Source organism: Klebsiella sp. JN_Kp127 (assembly GCF_040062505.1).
Lineage (GTDB): Bacteria > Pseudomonadota > Gammaproteobacteria > Enterobacterales > Enterobacteriaceae > Klebsiella > Klebsiella quasipneumoniae.
Genome location: NZ_JBEAHS010000048.1, coordinates 47,337 through 66,138, shown reverse-complemented (window position 1 = coordinate 66,138; position 18,802 = coordinate 47,337). Strand labels below are relative to the sequence as shown.

The 18,802-nt window shown below is 56.0% G+C and carries 18 protein-coding genes, 2 tRNA genes and 1 rRNA gene; 12 read left to right on the top strand and 9 right to left on the bottom strand.

Translation table 11 applies throughout. From position 1 onward, the window contains the following. The first annotated feature begins 227 nt into the window (after positions 1-227). From rrf to dkgB, 3 genes are all read left to right on the top strand, one after another. Positions 228-343: ribosomal RNA gene (gene rrf / locus ABLV04_RS18525) — 5S ribosomal RNA — on the top strand. A gap of 57 nt (positions 344-400) precedes the next feature. Further along, a tRNA-Asp gene (locus tag ABLV04_RS18520) sits at positions 401-477 on the top strand. 164 nt (positions 478-641) lie between these two features. Next, on the top strand, positions 642-1,445 hold the full coding sequence (gene dkgB / locus ABLV04_RS18515) for a 2,5-didehydrogluconate reductase DkgB (RefSeq protein ID WP_147734181.1): 804 nt from the start codon (positions 642-644) through the stop codon (positions 1,443-1,445). Positions 1,446-1,477: 32 nt separating this feature from the next. On the opposite strand, the gene yafC is transcribed toward dkgB, so the two are convergent. Next, a complete protein-coding gene (gene yafC / locus ABLV04_RS18510; protein WP_023288494.1) occupies positions 1,478-2,383 on the bottom strand; it encodes a DNA-binding transcriptional regulator YafC in 906 nt (301 codons plus the stop codon). Positions 2,384-2,487: 104 nt separating this feature from the next. Between yafC and ABLV04_RS18505 the strand changes: the two genes are divergently transcribed. The 3 genes from ABLV04_RS18505 (at position 2,488) to ABLV04_RS18495 (ending at position 5,438) form a co-directional block, all read left to right on the top strand. Then, on the top strand, positions 2,488-3,678 hold the full coding sequence (locus ABLV04_RS18505; RefSeq protein ID WP_348816028.1) for an MFS transporter: 1,191 nt from the start codon (positions 2,488-2,490) through the stop codon (positions 3,676-3,678). Between the two features lie 102 nt (positions 3,679-3,780). Then, on the top strand, positions 3,781-4,578 hold the full coding sequence (locus ABLV04_RS18500) for an endonuclease/exonuclease/phosphatase family protein (RefSeq protein WP_072096514.1): 798 nt from the start codon (positions 3,781-3,783) through the stop codon (positions 4,576-4,578). 89 nt (positions 4,579-4,667) lie between these two features. Continuing rightward, positions 4,668-5,438: a class I SAM-dependent methyltransferase gene (locus tag ABLV04_RS18495; protein ID WP_023288497.1), complete on the top strand. Its 771-nt coding sequence runs from the start codon at positions 4,668-4,670 to the stop codon at positions 5,436-5,438. A 59-nt stretch (positions 5,439-5,497) separates the two neighbouring features. Here ABLV04_RS18495 and mltD read toward each other — a convergent pair whose 3' ends face one another. Then, positions 5,498-6,865, bottom strand: a complete 1,368-nt coding sequence (mltD, locus tag ABLV04_RS18490; RefSeq protein ID WP_032453033.1) for a murein transglycosylase D — start codon at positions 6,863-6,865, stop codon at positions 5,498-5,500. Positions 6,866-6,936: 71 nt separating this feature from the next. Continuing rightward, complete coding sequence (gene gloB, locus ABLV04_RS18485) at positions 6,937-7,692, bottom strand: hydroxyacylglutathione hydrolase (RefSeq protein ID WP_147734182.1); 756 nt, start codon at positions 7,690-7,692, stop codon at positions 6,937-6,939. A gap of 32 nt (positions 7,693-7,724) precedes the next feature. Here gloB and ABLV04_RS18480 point away from each other — a divergent pair, with 32 nt between their 5' ends. Then, positions 7,725-8,447 carry a class I SAM-dependent methyltransferase gene (locus ABLV04_RS18480; RefSeq protein WP_004204619.1) on the top strand — a complete coding sequence of 241 codons (723 nt, stop codon included), beginning with the start codon at positions 7,725-7,727 and terminating at the stop codon, positions 8,445-8,447. On the opposite strand, the gene rnhA is transcribed toward ABLV04_RS18480, so the two are convergent. After that, complete coding sequence (gene rnhA / locus ABLV04_RS18475; protein ID WP_048334094.1) at positions 8,444-8,911, bottom strand: ribonuclease HI; 468 nt, start codon at positions 8,909-8,911, stop codon at positions 8,444-8,446. The genes ABLV04_RS18480 and rnhA overlap by 4 nt on opposite strands. A gap of 64 nt (positions 8,912-8,975) precedes the next feature. On the opposite strand from rnhA, the gene dnaQ reads away from it, so the two are divergent. Beyond that, the gene (dnaQ, locus tag ABLV04_RS18470) at positions 8,976-9,707 is read left to right on the top strand and encodes a DNA polymerase III subunit epsilon (RefSeq protein ID WP_004204621.1); all 732 of its coding nucleotides are present in this window, start codon (positions 8,976-8,978) and stop codon (positions 9,705-9,707) included. Positions 9,708-9,840: 133 nt separating this feature from the next. Then, positions 9,841-9,917 (top strand) — tRNA-Asp (locus ABLV04_RS18465). Between the two features lie 59 nt (positions 9,918-9,976). Here ABLV04_RS18465 and ABLV04_RS18460 read toward each other — a convergent pair. Next, positions 9,977-10,858 (bottom strand): LysR family transcriptional regulator, encoded by an 882-nt coding sequence (locus ABLV04_RS18460; RefSeq protein ID WP_032734848.1) that lies wholly within the window; start codon positions 10,856-10,858, stop codon positions 9,977-9,979. Positions 10,859-10,961: 103 nt separating this feature from the next. Between ABLV04_RS18460 and eamB the strand changes: the two genes are divergently transcribed. After that, positions 10,962-11,552, top strand: coding sequence for a cysteine/O-acetylserine transporter (gene eamB, locus ABLV04_RS18455; RefSeq protein ID WP_147734183.1), 591 nt, complete (start codon positions 10,962-10,964; stop codon positions 11,550-11,552). A gap of 28 nt (positions 11,553-11,580) precedes the next feature. Here the strand turns inward: eamB and ABLV04_RS18450 are convergent, their stop codons facing one another. From ABLV04_RS18450 to fadE, 3 genes are all read right to left on the bottom strand, one after another. Beyond that, positions 11,581-12,681 (bottom strand): AI-2E family transporter, encoded by a 1,101-nt coding sequence (locus tag ABLV04_RS18450; protein ID WP_032453034.1) that lies wholly within the window; start codon positions 12,679-12,681, stop codon positions 11,581-11,583. A gap of 248 nt (positions 12,682-12,929) precedes the next feature. Continuing rightward, positions 12,930-13,700 carry an amidohydrolase gene (locus tag ABLV04_RS18445; protein WP_023288501.1) on the bottom strand — a complete coding sequence of 257 codons (771 nt, stop codon included), beginning with the start codon at positions 13,698-13,700 and terminating at the stop codon, positions 12,930-12,932. A 178-nt stretch (positions 13,701-13,878) separates the two neighbouring features. Further along, positions 13,879-16,323: an acyl-CoA dehydrogenase FadE gene (gene fadE / locus ABLV04_RS18440; RefSeq protein WP_180266399.1), complete on the bottom strand. Its 2,445-nt coding sequence runs from the start codon at positions 16,321-16,323 to the stop codon at positions 13,879-13,881. A 239-nt stretch (positions 16,324-16,562) separates the two neighbouring features. Here fadE and lpcA point away from each other — a divergent pair, with 239 nt between their 5' ends. Further along, complete coding sequence (gene lpcA, locus ABLV04_RS18435) at positions 16,563-17,144, top strand: D-sedoheptulose 7-phosphate isomerase (protein ID WP_004145825.1); 582 nt, start codon at positions 16,563-16,565, stop codon at positions 17,142-17,144. A gap of 74 nt (positions 17,145-17,218) precedes the next feature. After that, a complete protein-coding gene (locus ABLV04_RS18430) occupies positions 17,219-17,986 on the top strand; it encodes a class II glutamine amidotransferase (protein WP_004204630.1) in 768 nt (255 codons plus the stop codon). Here the strand turns inward: ABLV04_RS18430 and dpaA are convergent. Next, positions 17,957-18,697, bottom strand: a complete 741-nt coding sequence (gene dpaA / locus ABLV04_RS18425; protein WP_180266400.1) for a peptidoglycan meso-diaminopimelic acid protein amidase — start codon at positions 18,695-18,697, stop codon at positions 17,957-17,959. The genes ABLV04_RS18430 and dpaA overlap by 30 nt on opposite strands. Positions 18,698-18,802 lie beyond the last annotated feature (105 nt).

Here is an 18,802-nt window from a genome sequence, read left to right as displayed (position 1 = left end):
ACCGGTACTAATGAACCGTGAGGCTTAACCTTACAACGCCGAAGATGTTTTGGCGGATTTGAGAGAATTTTCAGCACTGATTCAGAAGTACGAAATAGTTTGCGCAGCAGCAAGGCGGCAAATGATGCACGTCAGCAGGAGCATACATAAGTATGTGACTGCTGCGGGCGAATGCAGCCAACGCAGCTGATGCGATAAAATATTTCGTACTGAGCACAAAGAATTTGCCTGGCGGCACTAGCGCGGTGGTCCCACCTGACCCCATGCCGAACTCAGAAGTGAAACGCCGTAGCGCCGATGGTAGTGTGGGGTCTCCCCATGTGAGAGTAGGGAACTGCCAGGCATCAAATTGCAGTAAGCCGGGGTGACAACCGGTGGTAATAAAGCGGAAAAATTCGGTGGAGCGGTAGTTCAGTCGGTTAGAATACCTGCCTGTCACGCAGGGGGTCGCGGGTTCGAGTCCCGTCCGTTCCGCCACTTAATAAGAGCCCTGAGCATCTGCTCAGGGCTTTTTTGTTTTATCTGTTTCCGATTATTGCTAAATCAGCAAAAATCCTCTGCATTAATCGCTCTTTTTCCCCACCACACCATCAGCCATAATTTCATTCGTTAACCGAAATGAACAAATAACGAGGAAAAACATGGCAATCCCTGCATTTGGTCTTGGCACCTTCCGTCTGAAAGATGATGTTGTTATCGCATCCGTAAAAACCGCGCTGGAGCTGGGCTATCGTACTATCGACACCGCGCAAATCTACGACAACGAAGCCGCGGTGGGTCAGGCTCTCGCTGAGAGCGGCGTGCCGCGTGATGAGCTGTTCATCACAACCAAAATCTGGATCGAAAACCTGAGCAAAGACAAGCTGATCGCCAGCCTGCAAGAGAGCCTGCAGAAGCTACGCACTGACTATGTTGATCTGACGCTGATCCACTGGCCGTCACCGAATGATGCGGTAGCTGTTGAAGAGTTTATGGCTGCTCTGATGGAAGCGAAGGAGCTCGGCCTGACCCGTCAGATCGGTATCTCCAACTTCACTATTCCACTGATGGAGCGCGCGATTGCCGCCGTTGGCGCTGAAAACATTGCTACCAATCAGATTGAGCTTTCGCCGTATCTGCAAAACCGTAAAGTCGTCGATTGGGCGCATGAGCACGGTATCCATATCACCTCCTACATGACCCTGGCCTACGGTAAGGCGCTGAAAGATGAGGTGATTGCCCGTATCGCGGCGAAACATAATGCGACTCCGGCGCAGGTTATCCTGGCATGGGCGATGGGCGAGGGGTACGCGGTGATCCCGTCCTCGACGAAGCGTGAGAACCTGGCCAGCAACCTGAAAGCGCTGGATCTGGAGCTGGATGATGACGATCGCCAGGCGATCGCCGCGCTGGATTGCAACGATCGGCTGGTGAGCCCGGAAGGTCTGGCGCCGCAGTGGGATTAATCTCCTGCTTCCGGTATGCCCATCAGAGGGTACTACGACAGCTCCTTCGGGAGCTGTTTTACGTGTTCGCTCAGAAAATCAATAAACGCCCTGATACGTGTGCTGACGGCTCTATCGCTGTAGTACACCGCGCTGAAGGGCATCTCCACCGGCAAACGTTTGTCGGCCAGTAGTTCCACAAACTCCCCACTGGCTATCTCTTTATCCACCATATAATCCGACAGGCAGGCAATACCGTTCCCGGTCAGACACAGTTGCTTGAGCGTTTCCCCACTGTTCGATGATACCGCCGCCTCAATCTCTAACAACTGACCATCGCAACAGGATACTGGCCAGGTGTTCAGAGAGACGGGTTCAGTAAAGCCCAGACATTGATGTTGTTTCAGATCTGACGGATGCTGCGGCACGCCGTAGCGCGAAACATACTCTGGCGAGGCGACGATCTTCCGATAGCTGGTGAACAGCGGTCGGGCGCGCAGGCTGGAATCGGTTAAGGTTCCGGCCCGAATAGCCACATCCACTTTTCGTTCAATCAGATTAATAAATGTTTCTGACGACACGAGCGACAGCGTCATTTCCGGGTAACGCTCGCGAAATGGCTTCACCAGCGGCATGAGAAAATGCAGCATCACCGGCGTCGCGGCATCCACCCGCAGCAGGCCTCGCGGCGTCGTGCGCGTTTCCAGCAGGTCGTTTTCTGCCGCCGCCATCTCCTGCAATACCACCTGCATCCGGCGAAAATAGCGCTCGCCTTCCTCTGTCAGACTGAGCTGACGGGTGGTCCGATTGAGCAGGCTAACACCAAGCTTGGACTCGAGCTTTTTGACTGCCCGGCTGACGGCAGAGTTGGCCTGACCCAGCTGTTCGGCCGCCCGGCTGAAACTCCCGCTTTCCACTACCGCCACAAAGATGGCGATCTCCTCGGATGTGGCTCTCATTATTGCACCTGTAGCAAAATTCTATTGATACTTTGATAGTTTTTGTTATTTATACAACCCTTCATACTACGTGTCATCTTAATCCTGATGCTACGGAGTAAATTATGCCACTGGCGCTATTTGCCTTAACCATCGGTGCCTTCGCAATTGGCACCACTGAATTCGTGATTGTCGGCCTGGTCCCGACGATTGCCCAACAACTCTCTATTTCGCTGCCGTCGGCAGGCCTGCTGGTTTCTATCTACGCGCTGGGCGTGGCGATCGGCGCCCCGGTGCTGACGGCGTTAACGGGGCGTATGCCGCGTAAACAGCTGCTGCTGGCGTTGATGGTCCTGTTTACGGCGGGTAATGTGCTGGCCTGGCAGGCCCCGGGCTATGAAACGCTGATCCTGGCGCGCCTGCTGACCGGTCTGGCACACGGCGTGTTCTTCTCTATTGGCTCGACAATCGCCACCAGCCTGGTGGCAAAAGAGAAAGCAGCCTCGGCTATCGCCATTATGTTCGGCGGCCTGACGGTCGCGCTGGTGACCGGGGTGCCATTCGGGACTTTCATCGGTCAGCATTTTGGCTGGCGGGAAACGTTCCTCGCGGTATCGATTCTGGGGGTGATTGCGCTTATCAGCAGTCTGATTCTGGTGCCGAATAATATCCCGGGCCGCGCCAGCGCCAGCCTGCGCGATCAGCTGAAAGTCTTAACCCATCCGCGCCTGCTGATGATCTATGCCATTACCGCGCTGGGCTATGGCGGCGTGTTTACCGCCTTTACCTTCCTTGCGCCGATGATGCAGGAGCTGGCCGGCTTCAGCCCGTCAGCCGTGAGCTGGATCCTGCTGGGCTATGGCGTCTCGGTGGCTATTGGCAACGTATGGGGCGGCAAACTGGCCGATAGGCATGGCGCTGTCTCCGCGCTGAAGTTTATCTTCGCCGCGCTGGTTGTGCTGCTGCTGGTGTTCCAGCTGACCGCCAGCATTCACTATGCCGCGCTGGCAACGGTGCTGGTGATGGGCGTTTTCGCCTTCGGCAACGTGCCGGGCCTGCAGGTGTACGTGGTGCAAAAAGCAGAGCAGTACACCCCCGGGGCTGTCGACATCGCATCCGGCCTGAATATTGCCGCCTTCAACGTCGGCATCGCGCTGGGGTCGATCGTCGGCGGACAGACGGTCGAGCGGTACGGTCTGGCGCAGACGCCGTGGATTGGCACGGTGATTGTGCTGGTCGCTTTGCTGTTGGTGGTCCTGAGCGGACGTTTAGATAAATTGCCACGCCGTTCGGCAGCGCTTTCTCCCGAAGGCTAAGGGTTTCTCGCAATTTGCATTGAAAGTGTATGGGAAAATCCCTATAACAGAATAACCAGTCGTCGTCGGGCTGGTTTCTGTTATCGAGGATTAATGCCCAAATTGCGAAAGAACACCTACGCCATGCGCTATGTCGCCGGACAACCTGCGGAGAGAATATTGCCTCCGGGGGCGTTTGCGGGCGTGAGTCCGGTTTATCCCGCCGGCACGCCGTTAAGCAGCGATGAGAAAATCCGCGTGCTGGTGTGGAATATCTTCAAACAGCAGCGCGCAGAGTGGCAGTCGGTCCTTAAGAATTTTGGCAAAGACGCGCACTTAGTCCTGTTGCAGGAGGCGCAGACGACGCCGGAGCTGGTCAGGTTCGCGACCACCAACTATCTGGCCGCCGATCAGGTGCCTGCGCTGGTGCTGCCGCAGCATCCTTCCGGCGTGATGACGCTGGCTTCCGCCCATCCTATCTATTGCTGCCCATTGCGCGAACGTGAACCTATTTTGCGTCTGCCTAAATCAGCATTAGTGACTGTCTATCCGCTGCCCGATGCGCGGCTGTTAATGGTGGTCAATATCCATGCCGTTAACTTCAGCCTTGGCGTCGACGTCTACAGCAAACAGCTGCTGCCGATTGGCGATCAGATCGCCCATCACAGCGGGCCGGTGATCATGGCCGGCGACTTCAATGCCTGGAGCCGCCCGCGGATGAACGCCCTGTACCGCTTTGCACGCGAGATGTCGCTGCGTGAAGTTCGTTTCCCGGACGATCAGCGCCGCCGCGCGTTTGGTCGCCCGCTCGATTTTGTGTTCTACCGTGGGTTAAGCGTGCACGATGCTTCCGTGCTGGTAACCCGCGCCTCCGACCACAACCCGCTACTAGTCGAATTCAGTCCCGGCAAGCCTGATTAATTTAAGGTTGGTCAGGCCTGCCATGGGGCAGGCCTGCGCATGCATGGTGCTGCCTTTTATTACTCAAAAAACCGTAAGGACAAGACAACATGACAACACGCTCTCACCATGACAACGTCGAAAAGCAGTTCGGCTCCCAGGCCAGCGCCTATCTGACCAGCGCCGTGCACGCCTCTGGTCGCGATCTGCAGCGGCTGGCGGAACGACTGGCTGATTTTCCTCAGGCGAAAGTGCTGGATATGGGCTGCGGGGCAGGGCACGCCAGCTTTACCGCGGCGGGACAGGTTGCCGAGGTGACCGCCTATGATTTATCGAGCCAGATGCTGGAGGTCGTTGCCGCCGCGGCAAAGGAGAAAGGTTTTAGCAATATCGTGACCCAGCAGGGGTATGCCGAAACGCTGCCGTTCGCTGATGCCAGCTTTGATATCGTTATCAGCCGCTATTCTGCTCATCACTGGCATGACGTTGGCCAGGCGCTGCGCGAGGTGAAACGTGTCCTCAAGCCGGGTGGGGTGATGATCGTGATGGACGTGATGTCGCCGGGCCATGTGGTGCGTGATGTCTGGCTGCAGACGGTGGAAGCCTTGCGCGATACCTCGCACGTGCGTAATTATTCCAGCGGCGAGTGGCTGACGCTGGCGACGGAGGCGGGGCTGGTGATTAATCAACTGTTGACCGATCGCCTGCCGCTGGAGTTCAGTTCGTGGGTGGCGCGGATGCGTACCCCTGAGCCGCTGGTGGAGGCGATTCGTTTATACCAGCAGAGCGCCTCGGCGGAGGTGAAAGCCTACTTTGAGTTACAGCAGGATGGTTCCTTTACCAGCGATACCATCATGTTTGAAGCGCATAAAGCGGTTTAATACGGACAACAAAAAAGGCACCGGGGGAAGTCGGTGCCTTTTTATCGAACCCTGACGTATCAGGACTCTGGTCGATCGCTGTTTTTCACAAACAGCGTTAGCTGATCGCCAGGCCGCAGATTGTCGGTATCGCTGTTCCAGCGCATGACGTCGCGAATATTAACGCCATGACGTTTGGCGATGCTCGACAGCGAATCACCTTTGCGAACGCGATAGGTGATGCTATCGCTGTTATTCGCCAGACGCTGCGCGCTGCTGCCGGCGCCGATAACCAGGTTCTGTCCAACCTTCAATCCAGAGCCGCGCAGGTTATTCCACTGCTGCAGATCGCGGGTCGTGACGCCGAGACGGGAAGCAATCCCGGAAATGGTATCGCCGGAACGCACCTTATAGCTTCGGCTGGTCAGCGGCGTATTATCCGCGAGCTGCGTCGGCTGTACGGCGGCAATGTCGCCAGAGGCCAGCGATTCACGCAGCTGGGCTGCGTGTTTCTGCGGCACCATGACGTACTTTGGCCCGCTAGCGCCCAGCGTTGACCCCTTTACGCCGGCGTTGAAGGTCTTCAGCTTGCTGACCGGCATACCGGCCATATCCGCGAGCTGAGAAATATCAACCGGACTGTCGAGGCGAACGCGCGCCAGCGCACGGCTTTCATCAGCCGTAGGCAACTTTACGCCGTAACGTTTGCTGTTTTTGAGGATGTCGCTCAATGCCAGCATTTTCGGTACGTAGACTTTCGTTTCATGCGGCAGAGACAGCGACCAGAAATCGGTGGGTTTGCCACGCGAACGGTTCGCTTTCACTGCCTTCATGACCCGACCTTCGCCGCTGTTATATGCCGCAACCGTTAACAACCAGTCGCCGTCGAACATTTTGTTCAGACGTTGCATCATGTCCAGCGCCGCGGTAGTCGATGCGACAACGTCACGACGCGCATCGTAACTGCGGGTCTGTTTTAAACCATAATTGCGCCCTGTGCTCGGAATGATCTGCCAGATGCCTGCGGCATTGGCGCCAGACGTCGCGTGTGGGTCAAAAGCGCTCTCCACTATGGGTAGTAATACCAGTTCCATTGGCATGTTACGTTTCTTAACCTGCCCGGCTATCCAGTACATATACGGCTCTGCCCGTAAAGTTACATCGTGGAGATAGCTCTTATTTCTTAAGTACTTCTGTTTTTGCTCGCGAATCCGGGGGTTATCCGGTATTCCCATCTTTAGCTCGTCGCCTATGGAAGTCCACAGATCCTGGTCTTGCGCGTAGAAGGTTCCATCATCTAGCCAGCGCGCTTGACTTGTGAACTTGCCTGCTTCCCCTTGACCAGCCGCAGAAAGGCTCTGTGCTCGCTGTTCGACGGTGCCATCGTGCTTAGACGCCTGGCACCCCACCAGCAGGACAGAGGCGAATAATATCGCTCGTGCCTTCATGTGTGTGTCAATAGTTGCTTAAAAGACGACCAAGGATAACGGCGAAGTTAGCCGATGACAAGAATTAAATATCAGAATTCGTCTTTCTTTGACCTTAACCACGCAAATCGCGCCACAGAGTGTTGCAATTTTGTTTCTTTGTTAATTTTGTCAATTAAATCAATATTATTTACCCGTAAAAATAAATTTATACGCCGCTCGTTTTTCAGAATTACGGGTAGTGTCTTTTGTTTTTTTGCACGTAACTCATTAACTTTATGATAGTAATCGTTTATGTCCCTATCATCAGGCAGGATACTCAACGCAAACTTCATATTCGCTAACGTATATTCATGTGCGCAACATATAAGGGTTTCTTCAGGAAGGGCGTTAATCTTCATAAATGATTGATACATCTGCTCTGCAGTGCCTTCGAACAGCCTTCCGCAGCCGCCGGAGAACATCGTGTCGCCGCAAAACAGATAAGGTTCGCTGTAGTAACAGATATGTCCTAATGTGTGACCTGGCGTGGAGAAAATGGAAAAATCGACCCCGAGAATTGACAGCCGATCGCCATCGTTTACTACCTGAGTAATCCCCTTATCCTGGGTTTCTGCCGGCCCGTAAACCACCAGAGAGGGGAATTTTTCACGTAATTGTTTTACGCCGCCGACGTGATCCTGATGGTGATGGGTCAATAAAATGGCCTCGGGCTGCCACTGGTTTTCCTCGATTGCCGCCAGAACCGGCGCGGCCTCGCCCGGGTCAACGATGATGCAGCGGCCGTGATTCTCAGTGAGAACCCAGATGTAGTTGTCCTGAAACGCGGGAATACTGATAAGATTCATAAATTACCTCTAAAGCGTAGCGGAAGGTGGCAATGAAGCCGGCAAGGATACCTCATACAGTGACAGCGCCTGAGCATTGGTCCAGTATGCCGTGGGGCGAATACTATCGCGAAACGCTGGAGCAGCAGATGAAGCCATGGCTGGCTAAATTATATGGCTTTCATCTGCTTAAGATTGGCAATCTGAGCGCGGAAATCAATACCGAAGCTTGCGCCATCTCGCACCAGGTGAATGTCTCGCTGGCGGGAAACCCAATGCAGGTCCGGGCCGACCCGCTGCATTTGCCCTTTGCCGAAAAGTCCGTCGACGCCTGCCTGCTGGCGCATACCCTGCCGTGGTGCAGCGATCCGCATCGCCTGCTACGGGAGGCCGATCGCGTCCTGATCGATGATGGCTGGATGATCCTGACCGGGTTTAATCCGGTGAGCCTGATGGGATTGCGTAAACTGGTGCCGGTGCTGCGCAAAGGCACGCCGTACAACAGCCGTATGTTTACGTTGATGCGCCAGCTGGACTGGCTGTCGCTGCTCAACTTTGAAGTGCTGCATTATGGGCGTTATCAGGTTTTACCCTGGTCGCGGCATGGCGGCAAACTGCTGAGCACCCATCTGCCAGCGCTGGGCTGTTTGCAATTGATTGTCGCCCGCAAACGGACTATTCCGCTCACCCTTAATCCGATGAAGTCAGGGAAAGCGAAAACCCAGCTGCGGCCGGCAGTAGGCGCCACCCGGCAGTGGCGCAAGGGGCAGAATTAGCTCTCCGGCTGGTAGCCGAGGTCGTCCTGAGTGGGATGGGAGGCCGCAGCGCGGGCCAGCTCGTCGCAGCGTTCGTTTTCTGGATGGCCGGCGTGGCCCTTCACCCACTCCCATTTGATCTTATGCTGGCCAAGCGCGGCGTCCAGCCTCTGCCAGAGGTCGACATTCTTTACCGGTTTTTTCTCTGCCGTTTTCCAGCCGCGCTTTTTCCAGTTGTGGATCCACTGGGTGATCCCCTGGCGGACATACTGGCTGTCGGTGCTGAGCACCACCTCGCAATGCTCTTTTAACGCTTCGAGGGCGACGATCGCCGCCATCAGTTCCATGCGGTTATTGGTGGTCAGACGGTAGCCGGCGCTAAAGGTTTTTTCGTGCTGGCGGTAGCGCATGATGGCGCCGTAACCGCCGGGTCCTGGATTTCCCAGGCAAGAGCCGTCGGTGAAAATTTCTACCTGTTTGAGCATCTCTGGTAGACTTCCTGTAATTGAAATCGATTTGTAAACGATAAGTCTGACATAAATGACCGCGATGAGCACTGCAATTACGCGCCAGATTGTTCTCGATACCGAAACCACCGGTATGAACCAGATCGGGGCGCACTACGAAGGACACAAGATCATTGAGATCGGCGCCGTGGAGGTGATTAACCGCCGCCTGACCGGTAACAATTTCCACGTCTATCTCAAGCCCGATCGGCTGGTGGATCCGGAGGCGTTCGGCGTGCATGGGATCGCCGACGAATTCCTGCTGGATAAACCCACCTTTGCCGACGTGGCCGATGAATTTATGGATTACATCCGCGGCGCGGAGCTGGTGATCCATAACGCCTCGTTCGATATCGGTTTTATGGATTATGAGTTCGGTAAGCTGAACCGCGGGATCGGGAAAACCGAGACCTTCTGTAAAATCACCGACAGTCTGGCGCTGGCGCGGAAAATGTTTCCCGGCAAGCGCAACAGTCTGGATGCGCTATGTTCGCGCTACGAAATAGACAACAGCAAGCGTACGCTGCACGGGGCACTGCTCGATGCCCAGATCCTTGCCGATGTCTATCTGATGATGACCGGCGGCCAGACGTCGATGGCGTTCTCTATGGAAGGCGAAAGCCAGCAGCAGGCAGGCGAGATGGGGATTCAGCGCGTCGTTCGCGCCGCCAGCCAGTTACGGGTGGTTTATGCCTCTGATGAAGAGCTGGTGAACCATGAATCCCGCCTCGATCTGGTACAAAAGAAAGGCGGAAGCTGCCTGTGGCGTGCCTGATAACCACTAAAATGGATTAAAAGTAGGCGGTTGGGCGATTTTTGCAGCAAACGATTCAAAACGGTAGAAAAAGCGTTGACGGGGTAGAGGGGAATCCGTAATATTCGCCTCGTTCCCAACGGAACAACAACGCGGAGCGGTAGTTCAGTCGGTTAGAATACCTGCCTGTCACGCAGGGGGTCGCGGGTTCGAGTCCCGTCCGTTCCGCCACTATTCAGAAAGCCTGAATCAGCAATGATTCAGGCTTTCGTCGTTTTCGTCGCCGAATTTCAGCGCGCCTCTTGTTCCTCCTGCATACACTGCATGAATACCCGCATCGCCGGACTGATTGTTTTCCCGGCGTGATGGGCGCAGAGCGCATGGATCGTCAGCGGCGTCTCGCTGAACGGCAGCTCGACCAGCGTCCCGCGTTTGAGTTCCTCCTCTACCGCAAAGCGCGGCAGAAAACTCACCCCCAGATTGCCCGCCACGCACTGCTTGATGCTTTCAATACTCCACAGTTCGATGGTGTTCTCCATGGTAATGCCGCGCTGGCGCAGGGTACTTTCAAAAATCTGCCGGAACACGCACTGGGGTTCGTTGATGATAAAGCTCAATGGGATATGCTGCCGCGGGCGCAGGAAGTCGACCGGCGCCTGATCGACTGACGCGACCAGCGCCAGCGGCTGCGGGCCAAGTTCCATCATGGTGAGCGCATCATCGTTGCCAACCCGGTAAAACACCCCCAGGTCGACTTCGTCAGCGAGCAGCGCATCACGGATGCTGTAGCAATTGAGCGACTGCAGTGACAGGCGGACCTTCGGGGCGCGTTGCTTAAAACGCTGCAGCACCGGCGGCATTTTGTACGCCAGCAGGGTTTCACCAGTGGCGACGCGAAGTTCGCCGCCGGGTTCATCGTCCTGGCGCGCCGCCTGGCGAATCGACGCCATCACTTTGGTCAGATCGTAGACATGCGGCAGGACATTTTTACCCGCGGCGGTGAGACACATTCGTCGGCCAATTTTCTCAAACAGCGGGATGGCAAGCTCCTGCTCAAGCTGCTGGATATGAAAGGTTACGGTGGACTGGGTGCAGCACAGTTTCTGCGAGGCGCGCAGAAAGGATCCTTCTTCGACAACCGTTTTGAAGGTGATAAAGCGTCGCAGATCCATATTTCCTCTTTATATCGAAATTCTCGAATTAAGAATGAAAAAACATTCATTTTTTTAAATTATCAGCTTCGGGTACTGTCTGCCAGTCAAGAGGAGAAAACACGTGACACCTACCCTGATTAGCGCCTTTTTAACTTACACCCTGATCACCGCTCTGACGCCCGGGCCGAATAATATTCTGGCGCTGAGCAGCGTCACCGCGCACGGCTTTCGACGGAGCATACGGGTTCTGGCCGGCATGAGCCTGGGGTTTGTGATCATCATGCTGATTTGTGCCGGGCTGACGTTCACTCTCGTTACCCTGGATGAGGGGATAACCTCCCTGCTACGCTGGGTCGGCGCGGGGTATATCCTGTGGCTGGCCTGGCATATTGCCCGCAGCGACCCGGCCAGCGGTGGGCAGGAGGAGCGGCCTGTCAGCTTCTGGGCCAGCCTGGGGCTGCAGTTTGTGAATGTAAAAATTATCCTGTACGGCATCACGGCCCTGTCGACCTTTGTTCTGCCGGTGACTCGCGAGCCATTCTGGCTGGTGATGATAAGCCTGTTGCTATCAGTAATAGGCGTTGCCGGCAATCTTTGCTGGGCGCTGGCCGGTCAGCTGTTTCAGCCGGTGTTCGAACGCCATGGAAGAGGGTTAAATCTGCTGCTGGCGCTGCTGTTGGTCTGGTGCGCGGTACGAATGTTTATGGAATGAATTAAGGGAGCGTAACGCTCCCCTGCGGTTATTTATCCTGCGCCAGGGCGGGTTGCCCTTCATTTACCCAGGTCATAAAGATCCGGTAACCGATGGCCAGCAGGGTGGCGCCGAGGAACATACCGAGAATGCCGTTAGAGGCCATTCCGCCAAGGGCGCCCAGCAGCACCACCGGCATTGGCGCATCAACTCCGCGCCCCAGCAGCAGTGGTTTGAGGACGTTATCGGCCATACCGGCGACGATCAGCAGGACAGTATAGAAGATATCCATTCCGGTACTGTGGGTGCCGAGACTCCACATCAGCGCGATGGCCGGGGCCGTCACCAGGATCACCGGCACCTGTGCAATGCCGAGGATCAGGGCAAGTATAAAGAAGATCCCGACGGCGGGGATGCTGGCCATCAGCATGATCACCCCGACCAGCAGCGCCTGGATCAGTGCCACCCCGATGACGCCCTGGGCGACCGCGCGGATGGTGCTGGTGCACAGGCGGGTGAGGGTCACGCCTTTATTCTCATCGGTAATACGGATGGCAATACGCTGCGCGCTGATGGCGCCCGCCGCGCCCCAGGCCATCATAATACCCGAGACGATAAACGAAATAATAAAGCCAATCAGCCCGCCGCCCATGCTGGCTAATATGCTGAGCAACTGTTTGGCAATATCGCCAATTTGCGAACGGTAATTGCTGAGCAATCCTGGCAGATCCACGGACGCCCGCATCCACAGAGCGCTAAGCCGTTCGCCAACGATCGGTAAAGAGGCAATTCGTGAAGAGGGTGGGGGAATGGTAAAGCTCTGGCTGCCCATCCGGTCGATCATCGCGCTGGCGCTTTCCGCCAGCGAGGTGATCATCAGCACTGTGGGGATAATAATCAGTAAAATACCTAACAGCACCAGCACCACCGACGCCAGTCCCTGTTTACCGGCGAAAAGCCCGGCAAAATATTGATGTAAAGGATAGAGCGCCACGGCCAGAATCAACGCCCAGAGCATCATATTGACGAAGGGAGAAAAGACGGTAAAACAGAATGAGGCCAGCGCCAGAATAAGACTGAACCGAATAAACATATCGAGAAAGCGGGTGACCAGCCGTTTTTCTATTAACTGAAGATTATTATTATCCATTTTCCATTACGCTCATAAAATATGCATACGCCAACGCTCAGCCGGGTTCAACAAAACAAGCTGGCAACAGAAAAGTCATGCGTTTACAACGCAGAAGTTAATTGAAAATGATCTCCGCCCGTTTGGTTGTGGGCCTTTTAATGAGTGTAGAACAGAAATGAAGGGCGCCTTGTAAATATTCTGCTGGATGCGGCAAGAGGAAATTCCGCTTTCTTTTCCCGCAGAAGGGGGAAGAAAGCGGAGGGGGATTAATCCAGAGTAAAAGGATCGGCATCGCGCCAGGCGGGGAATTTTTCACGATATTCCTGGAGGGCGCTCAGCGACAGTTCGGCGTCAAGACGAGTGGCCTGATGCGGATCGGCGGTGGCGACAATCTCCCCCTGGGGACTGATAATCCGGCTATCACCGCGGTAATGATGACCGTTGCCGTCGGTGCCGACCCGGTTACAGCCGGCGACGTAGGCCTGGTTCTCAATCGCGCGGGCGACCAGCAGCGACTGCCAGTGCAGCGAGCGCGGCGCCGGCCAGTTCGCCACATACAGCGCCAAATCATAGTCGTTAAGGTTACGCGACCATACCGGAAAGCGCAGGTCGTAACAGACCAGCGGCAGGATCCGCCATCCGCGCCATTCAAAGACCACGCGCTTGTCTCCGGCCTCATAGTGATGGTGTTCATCCGCCATACGAAACAGGTGACGTTTATCATAATGATGGACCGTGCCGTCAGGCTCGACCAGCAGGAAGCGGTTAACGGCCCCGCGCTCAGTTTGCAGCGCCGCGCTGCCGGCGATCAGCGCCTGGGTTTGCGCCGCCCGGGCATGCATCCACGCTACCACCTCGGCCTCGGGTAAAGATTGTTTTGCCGCTTCCATCGCAAAGCCGGTGGTAAACATCTCAGGTAAAACAATGATATCGCGCCCGACAATCCCTTCCAGTTGGCGATCAAAATGGCGCAGGTTAGCAGGGCCGTCCATCCAGACCAGCGGTTGTTGCAACAGCGTAATTTTCAGGCCAGGCACAATGGTCAACTCCATTCTCATGAGGGGGTTAGGTTAACTGTAACACCTTATCAGCCTCGCGGCGGTCCGCGGAATATTTTGTTAAAAAAATGCTACTAACAGGAACGGCGGGGGAAGGAGAGACGAAAAAAAGGCGGGGAAAATTCCCCGCCCGGCGTGTGATGTGGTTGTTGTTTTATTATGCGGCTTCAACGTTGCGAACTTTTTCCGGCAACTTTACCGGCTGGGTTGCCAGCTCCTCTGGCGCAAAGTCGTCAACGTTAATGCTGCGCAAGCGACTGTGCTCTGCTCGGGTCAAAATGGCGGCTTCATCCTGACTGATTAAGCCTTTCGCCAGGGCATGGGCGGCCAGTTCGTCGAGACGGGTGAACGGCAGATTTTTACCCAACTCTTTGCAGATACGCTGGTGGATAGGATCGGCCGCCATCACTTCCAGCAGCGCCTCTTCCAGCAGGCCGACCGGGTTATGCTCGCTCGGCGTCAGGTACTGACCGCGACCGATGCGGGAGCGGGTGGCGCTGGGCACCTGCAGAATTTTAGCGACTTTATGGTCCAGCTTATCCGACGGCGCATGGTGATGACGACCGGTCGGGAAGATGACCAGGCGCATTGCGCCAGCCACCAGACGATTGGGGAAGTTTTTCAGCAGATCGTCGATGGCCTGCTCGGCCTGATGCAGCGCATCCTGCACCCCCCAGTGAACCAGCGGCAGATCGGCTTCATTGCGTCCTTCATCGTCATAGCGTTTCAGCACCGCCGAGGCCAGGTACAGCTGGCTTAACACATCCCCCAGACGCGCGGAGATACGTTCGCGACGCTTGAGACTGCCCCCCAGTACCGCCATCGAGACGTCTGACAGCAGCGCCAGGTTAGCGCTCAGACGGTTCATTTGCTGATAGTAGCGGCGGGTGACGTCGCGGGTCGGCGCGCTGCTGGTGCGTCCGCCGGTCAGGCCCAACCAGAAACTCCGTACTTTGTTACTGCCGACATGGCCGATATGTTTGAACAGCAGCTTGTCATAGGCGTTCAGGTCGTTGTTCTGCGCGGCAGCCATCTCCTCCAGCACGTACGGATGGCAGCGAATCGCACCCTGACCGAAGATCATCATGCTACGGGTCAGAATATTCGCACCTTCCACGGTGATGGCGATAGGCGCGCCCTGATATGCCCGGGCGAGGAAGTTGCCTTCGCCCAGCATAATGCCTTTCCCGCCGGTAATATCCATTGCGTCGATAATGGCGCGCTGGCCGCGGTGGGTGCAGTGATATTTCACGATCGCGGAGAGCACCGCCGGTTTCTCGCCGAGCATAATGCCGTAGGTAATCAGCGAGGCCGCAGCATCCATCACATAAGCATTACCGGCAATGCGCGCCAGCGCCTCTTCAATGCCTTCCATTTTACCGATCGAGATTTTGAACTGGCGGCGAATATGGGCGTAAGCCCCGGTCGCCATAGCCACCGATTTCAGGCCGCCGGTGGAGTTGGACGGCAGCGTAATACCGCGGCCCACCGACAGACATTCAACCAGCATGCGCCAGCCCTGACCGGCCATCCCCGGCCCACCGATGATGTAATCGATCGGCACGAAGATATCTTTGCCGCGGGTTGGGCCGTTCTGGAACGGGACGTTAAGCGGGAAGTGGCGACGGCCAATTTCCACGCCCGGGGTGGAGGTCGGGATCAGCGCGCAGGTGATGCCCAGCTCTTCTTCCCCGCCCAGCAGACGATCCGGGTCAGAAAGTTTAAAGGCCAGTCCCAGCACGGTGGCGATAGGCGCCAGCGTAATGTAGCGTTTGTTCCATGTCAGGCGCATACCCAGCACCTGCTGGCCCTGCCAGTCGCCCATGCAGACCACGCCGGTATCCGGGATGGCGCCGGCGTCGGAGCCCGCTTCCGGGCTGGTGAGTGCGAAGCAGGGGATCTCCAGCCCGCGTGCCAGACGCGGAAGGTAATGGTTTTTCTGCTCTTCAGTACCGTAATGCTGCAGCAGCTCGCCCGGGCCCAGTGAGTTCGGGACGCCGACGGTGATCGCCAGAATGCCGGAGACGCCAGAGAGCTTCTGCAGCACCCGCGACTGGGCATAAGCGGAGAATTCAAGCCCGCCATACTCTTTCTTGATGATCATCGCGAAGAAGCGGTGTTCTTTCAGATACGCCCACAGCTCCGGCGGCAGATCGGCCATTTCGTGGGTGATGGCGAAGTCGTTAGCCATCCGGCAGGCTTCTTCCACCGGGCCGTCGAGGAAGGCTTGCTCTTCGGGGGTCAGACGCGGCTGCGGATAGTTATGCAACTTATGCCAGTCAGGATTACCGCGAAACAGATCCCCCTCCCACCAGGTGGTCCCGGCGTCGATGGCTTCCTTTTCAGTACGCGACATCGGCGGCATGACCTTGCGGAAGGCGCGAAACGCCGGTGCGGAAATCATGGATTTACGCATAGGCGCAAAGTTAAACGGCAACAGAATGATCGCCAGCGGCAGCAGCAGCCAGATATTCCACAGACCGGCCGCGCCGAGCGCTGCGGTCCAGGCGAGCAAGATCACGCTGCTGAGCAGCAGGCTGACCCGGTGATAGAAGAGCGCACCGAGTAAAACAACGGTTGCAACAATACTCAAAATCATCATAGAGAAATGCTCCCTGTGCTTGTAGGAGGTCTGACCACTTGTGATGTATTGGTTGTAGTGCATGCCTTTTTATTTAGCAATGTGTTTACAAAATAATTACAACCTTGCTCACATTGTTGTATGCAAAAGCGGCACATAAAATCAAAAGGGCGGGGGATAACACAGCCTGCTGCTTCTCGCTTCGGCGGCTATCCGGTACACTGCCAGGGTTATTCCACTCATACTGAAGGATTATCCTCATGTACCAGGATCTTATTCGTAACGAACTGAACGAAGCCGCGGAAACGCTGGCTAACTTTCTGCAGGACGAAGCCAATATCCATGCTATCCAGCGTGCCGCTGTCCTGCTGGCGGATAGCTTTAAGGCGGGTGGTAAAGTGCTGTCCTGCGGCAACGGCGGTTCCCATTGCGATGCGATGCATTTTGCGGAAGAACTGACCGGACGTTATCGCGAAAACCGCCCGGGATATCCGGCCATTGCGATCTCCGACGTCAGCCATCTCTCCTGCGTGAGCAATGATTTTGGCTATGAGTATGTCTTCTCCCGCTACGTTGAATCCGTTGGCCGCGCGGGCGATGTGCTGCTCGGCATCTCCACCTCCGGCAACTCCGGCAACGTAATCAAGGCCATTGAGGCCGCGCGGGCGCAGGGGATGAAAGTGATCACCCTGACCGGTAAGGACGGCGGTAAAATGGCCGGTAGCGCCGATGTGGAAATTCGCGTGCCGCACTTTGGCTACGCCGACCGCATTCAGGAGATCCACATCAAAGTGATCCATATCCTGATTATGCTGATCGAAAAAGAGATGGCGAAAGGCTAACAGGCAGGTGAGTGTGTACTGTTGACGGCGGCCTCGCTTCGGCGCCGTCGTGATTTGTGATGGTGAGGTGATCTATGTGCGAACTGCTCGGGATGAGCGCCAATGTGCCAACAGATATCTGTTTTAGCTTTACCGGGCTGGTACAGCGCGGAGGCGGGACGGGGCCGCATAAAGACGGCTGGGGCATCACCTTCTATGAAGGCAAAGGCTGTCGCACATTCAAAGATCCGCAGCCGAGCTTTCAGTCGCCGATCGCGAAACTGGTCCAGGATTACCCCATTAAGTCCTGTTCCGTCGTCGCGCATATCCGCCAGGCCAATCGCGGGATGGTGGCCCTGGAGAATACGCATCCGTTCACCCGCGAACTGTGGGGGCGTAACTGGACCTACGCGCACAACGGGCAGCTCAAAGGCTATAAATCGCTGAAAACCGGCAATTTCCACCCGGTAGGTGAAACCGACAGTGAAAAGGCCTTCTGCTGGCTGCTGCACCGCTTAACCGAGCGCTACCCGCGTACGCCGGGCAATATGCTGGGAGTATTTAAGTATATCGCCACCCTGGCGGGGGAACTGCGTGAGAAAGGGGTGTTCAACATGCTGCTGTCGGACGGACGCTATGTGATGGCGTTCTGCTCGACCAACCTGCACTGGATCACCCGGCGGGCGCCGTTCGGCGTGGCAAAACTGCTGGACCAGGATGTGGAGATCGACTTTCAACGCGAGACCACACCCAACGATGTGGTCACGGTTATCGCCACGCAGCCGCTGACGGCCAATGAGACCTGGCATAAGATCATGCCAGGCGAGTGGGCGTTATTTTGTCTCGGGGAGCGTATAGTTTGAGGCCAGCTGCGGCTGGACAACCTCGTGGCTGAGCGGCTTGCTCACCACATAGCGGCCGTCGGTCACTGATACGACCGGCGGTTTGTGGGTTTGCTGGAAATAATCATAGCCAGGCTTCAGCTGTTTCCAGAAATCCGCATAGTAGGAGTATTTGTGGCGTTCCATATTGGCGTAGGTCATGCGGAACGGATAGATACTCACCTGCACGCTTGGCTGACCGAAGACTAAGGCGCCGGTCACGAACTGGAAGATCTCATCGATCCCGCTGTCGGTCATGGCGTAGCAGCCGACAGAGACGCAGTCGCCGTGGATCATCAGGTATTTCCCTTCATAACCATGGGCGCGATCGTAGGCGTTCGGGAAGCCGATATTGATCGCTTTATAGAAGCGGCTGTCGGGTTTGAGCTGGCTGCGGGTGACGTTATAGAACCCTTCCGGACTCTTGAAATCGCCCTGGCGCTGTTTCGGGCCCAGGCCTCCGGAGTAGTTGCAGATCCGATAGCTGTCGAGGAGCTGGTAGGTCTCACCCATTTTGACGTAAAGGTCGAGCATGCGCTCTTCTTTAAAGATCTCAATGTAAACCGGTGAACCCATTAATTGCTGCTTATATTCTTTGCTAACCGGCGTCGTCGGGCTGTTGCTGCTGAGCAGCCCGGCAAATGACATGCACGGCAGCAGAAGCATCGCAATAAATAATGCGATTTTGCGCATACTGCTTGTTCCTTGATAAAACAAAATAGCCACATTGCCAGGACGGCAAGAGAGACCCGAAATCAGAGTTTTCTGGATTTAGAGCGCTCACATTAGCATCACGGC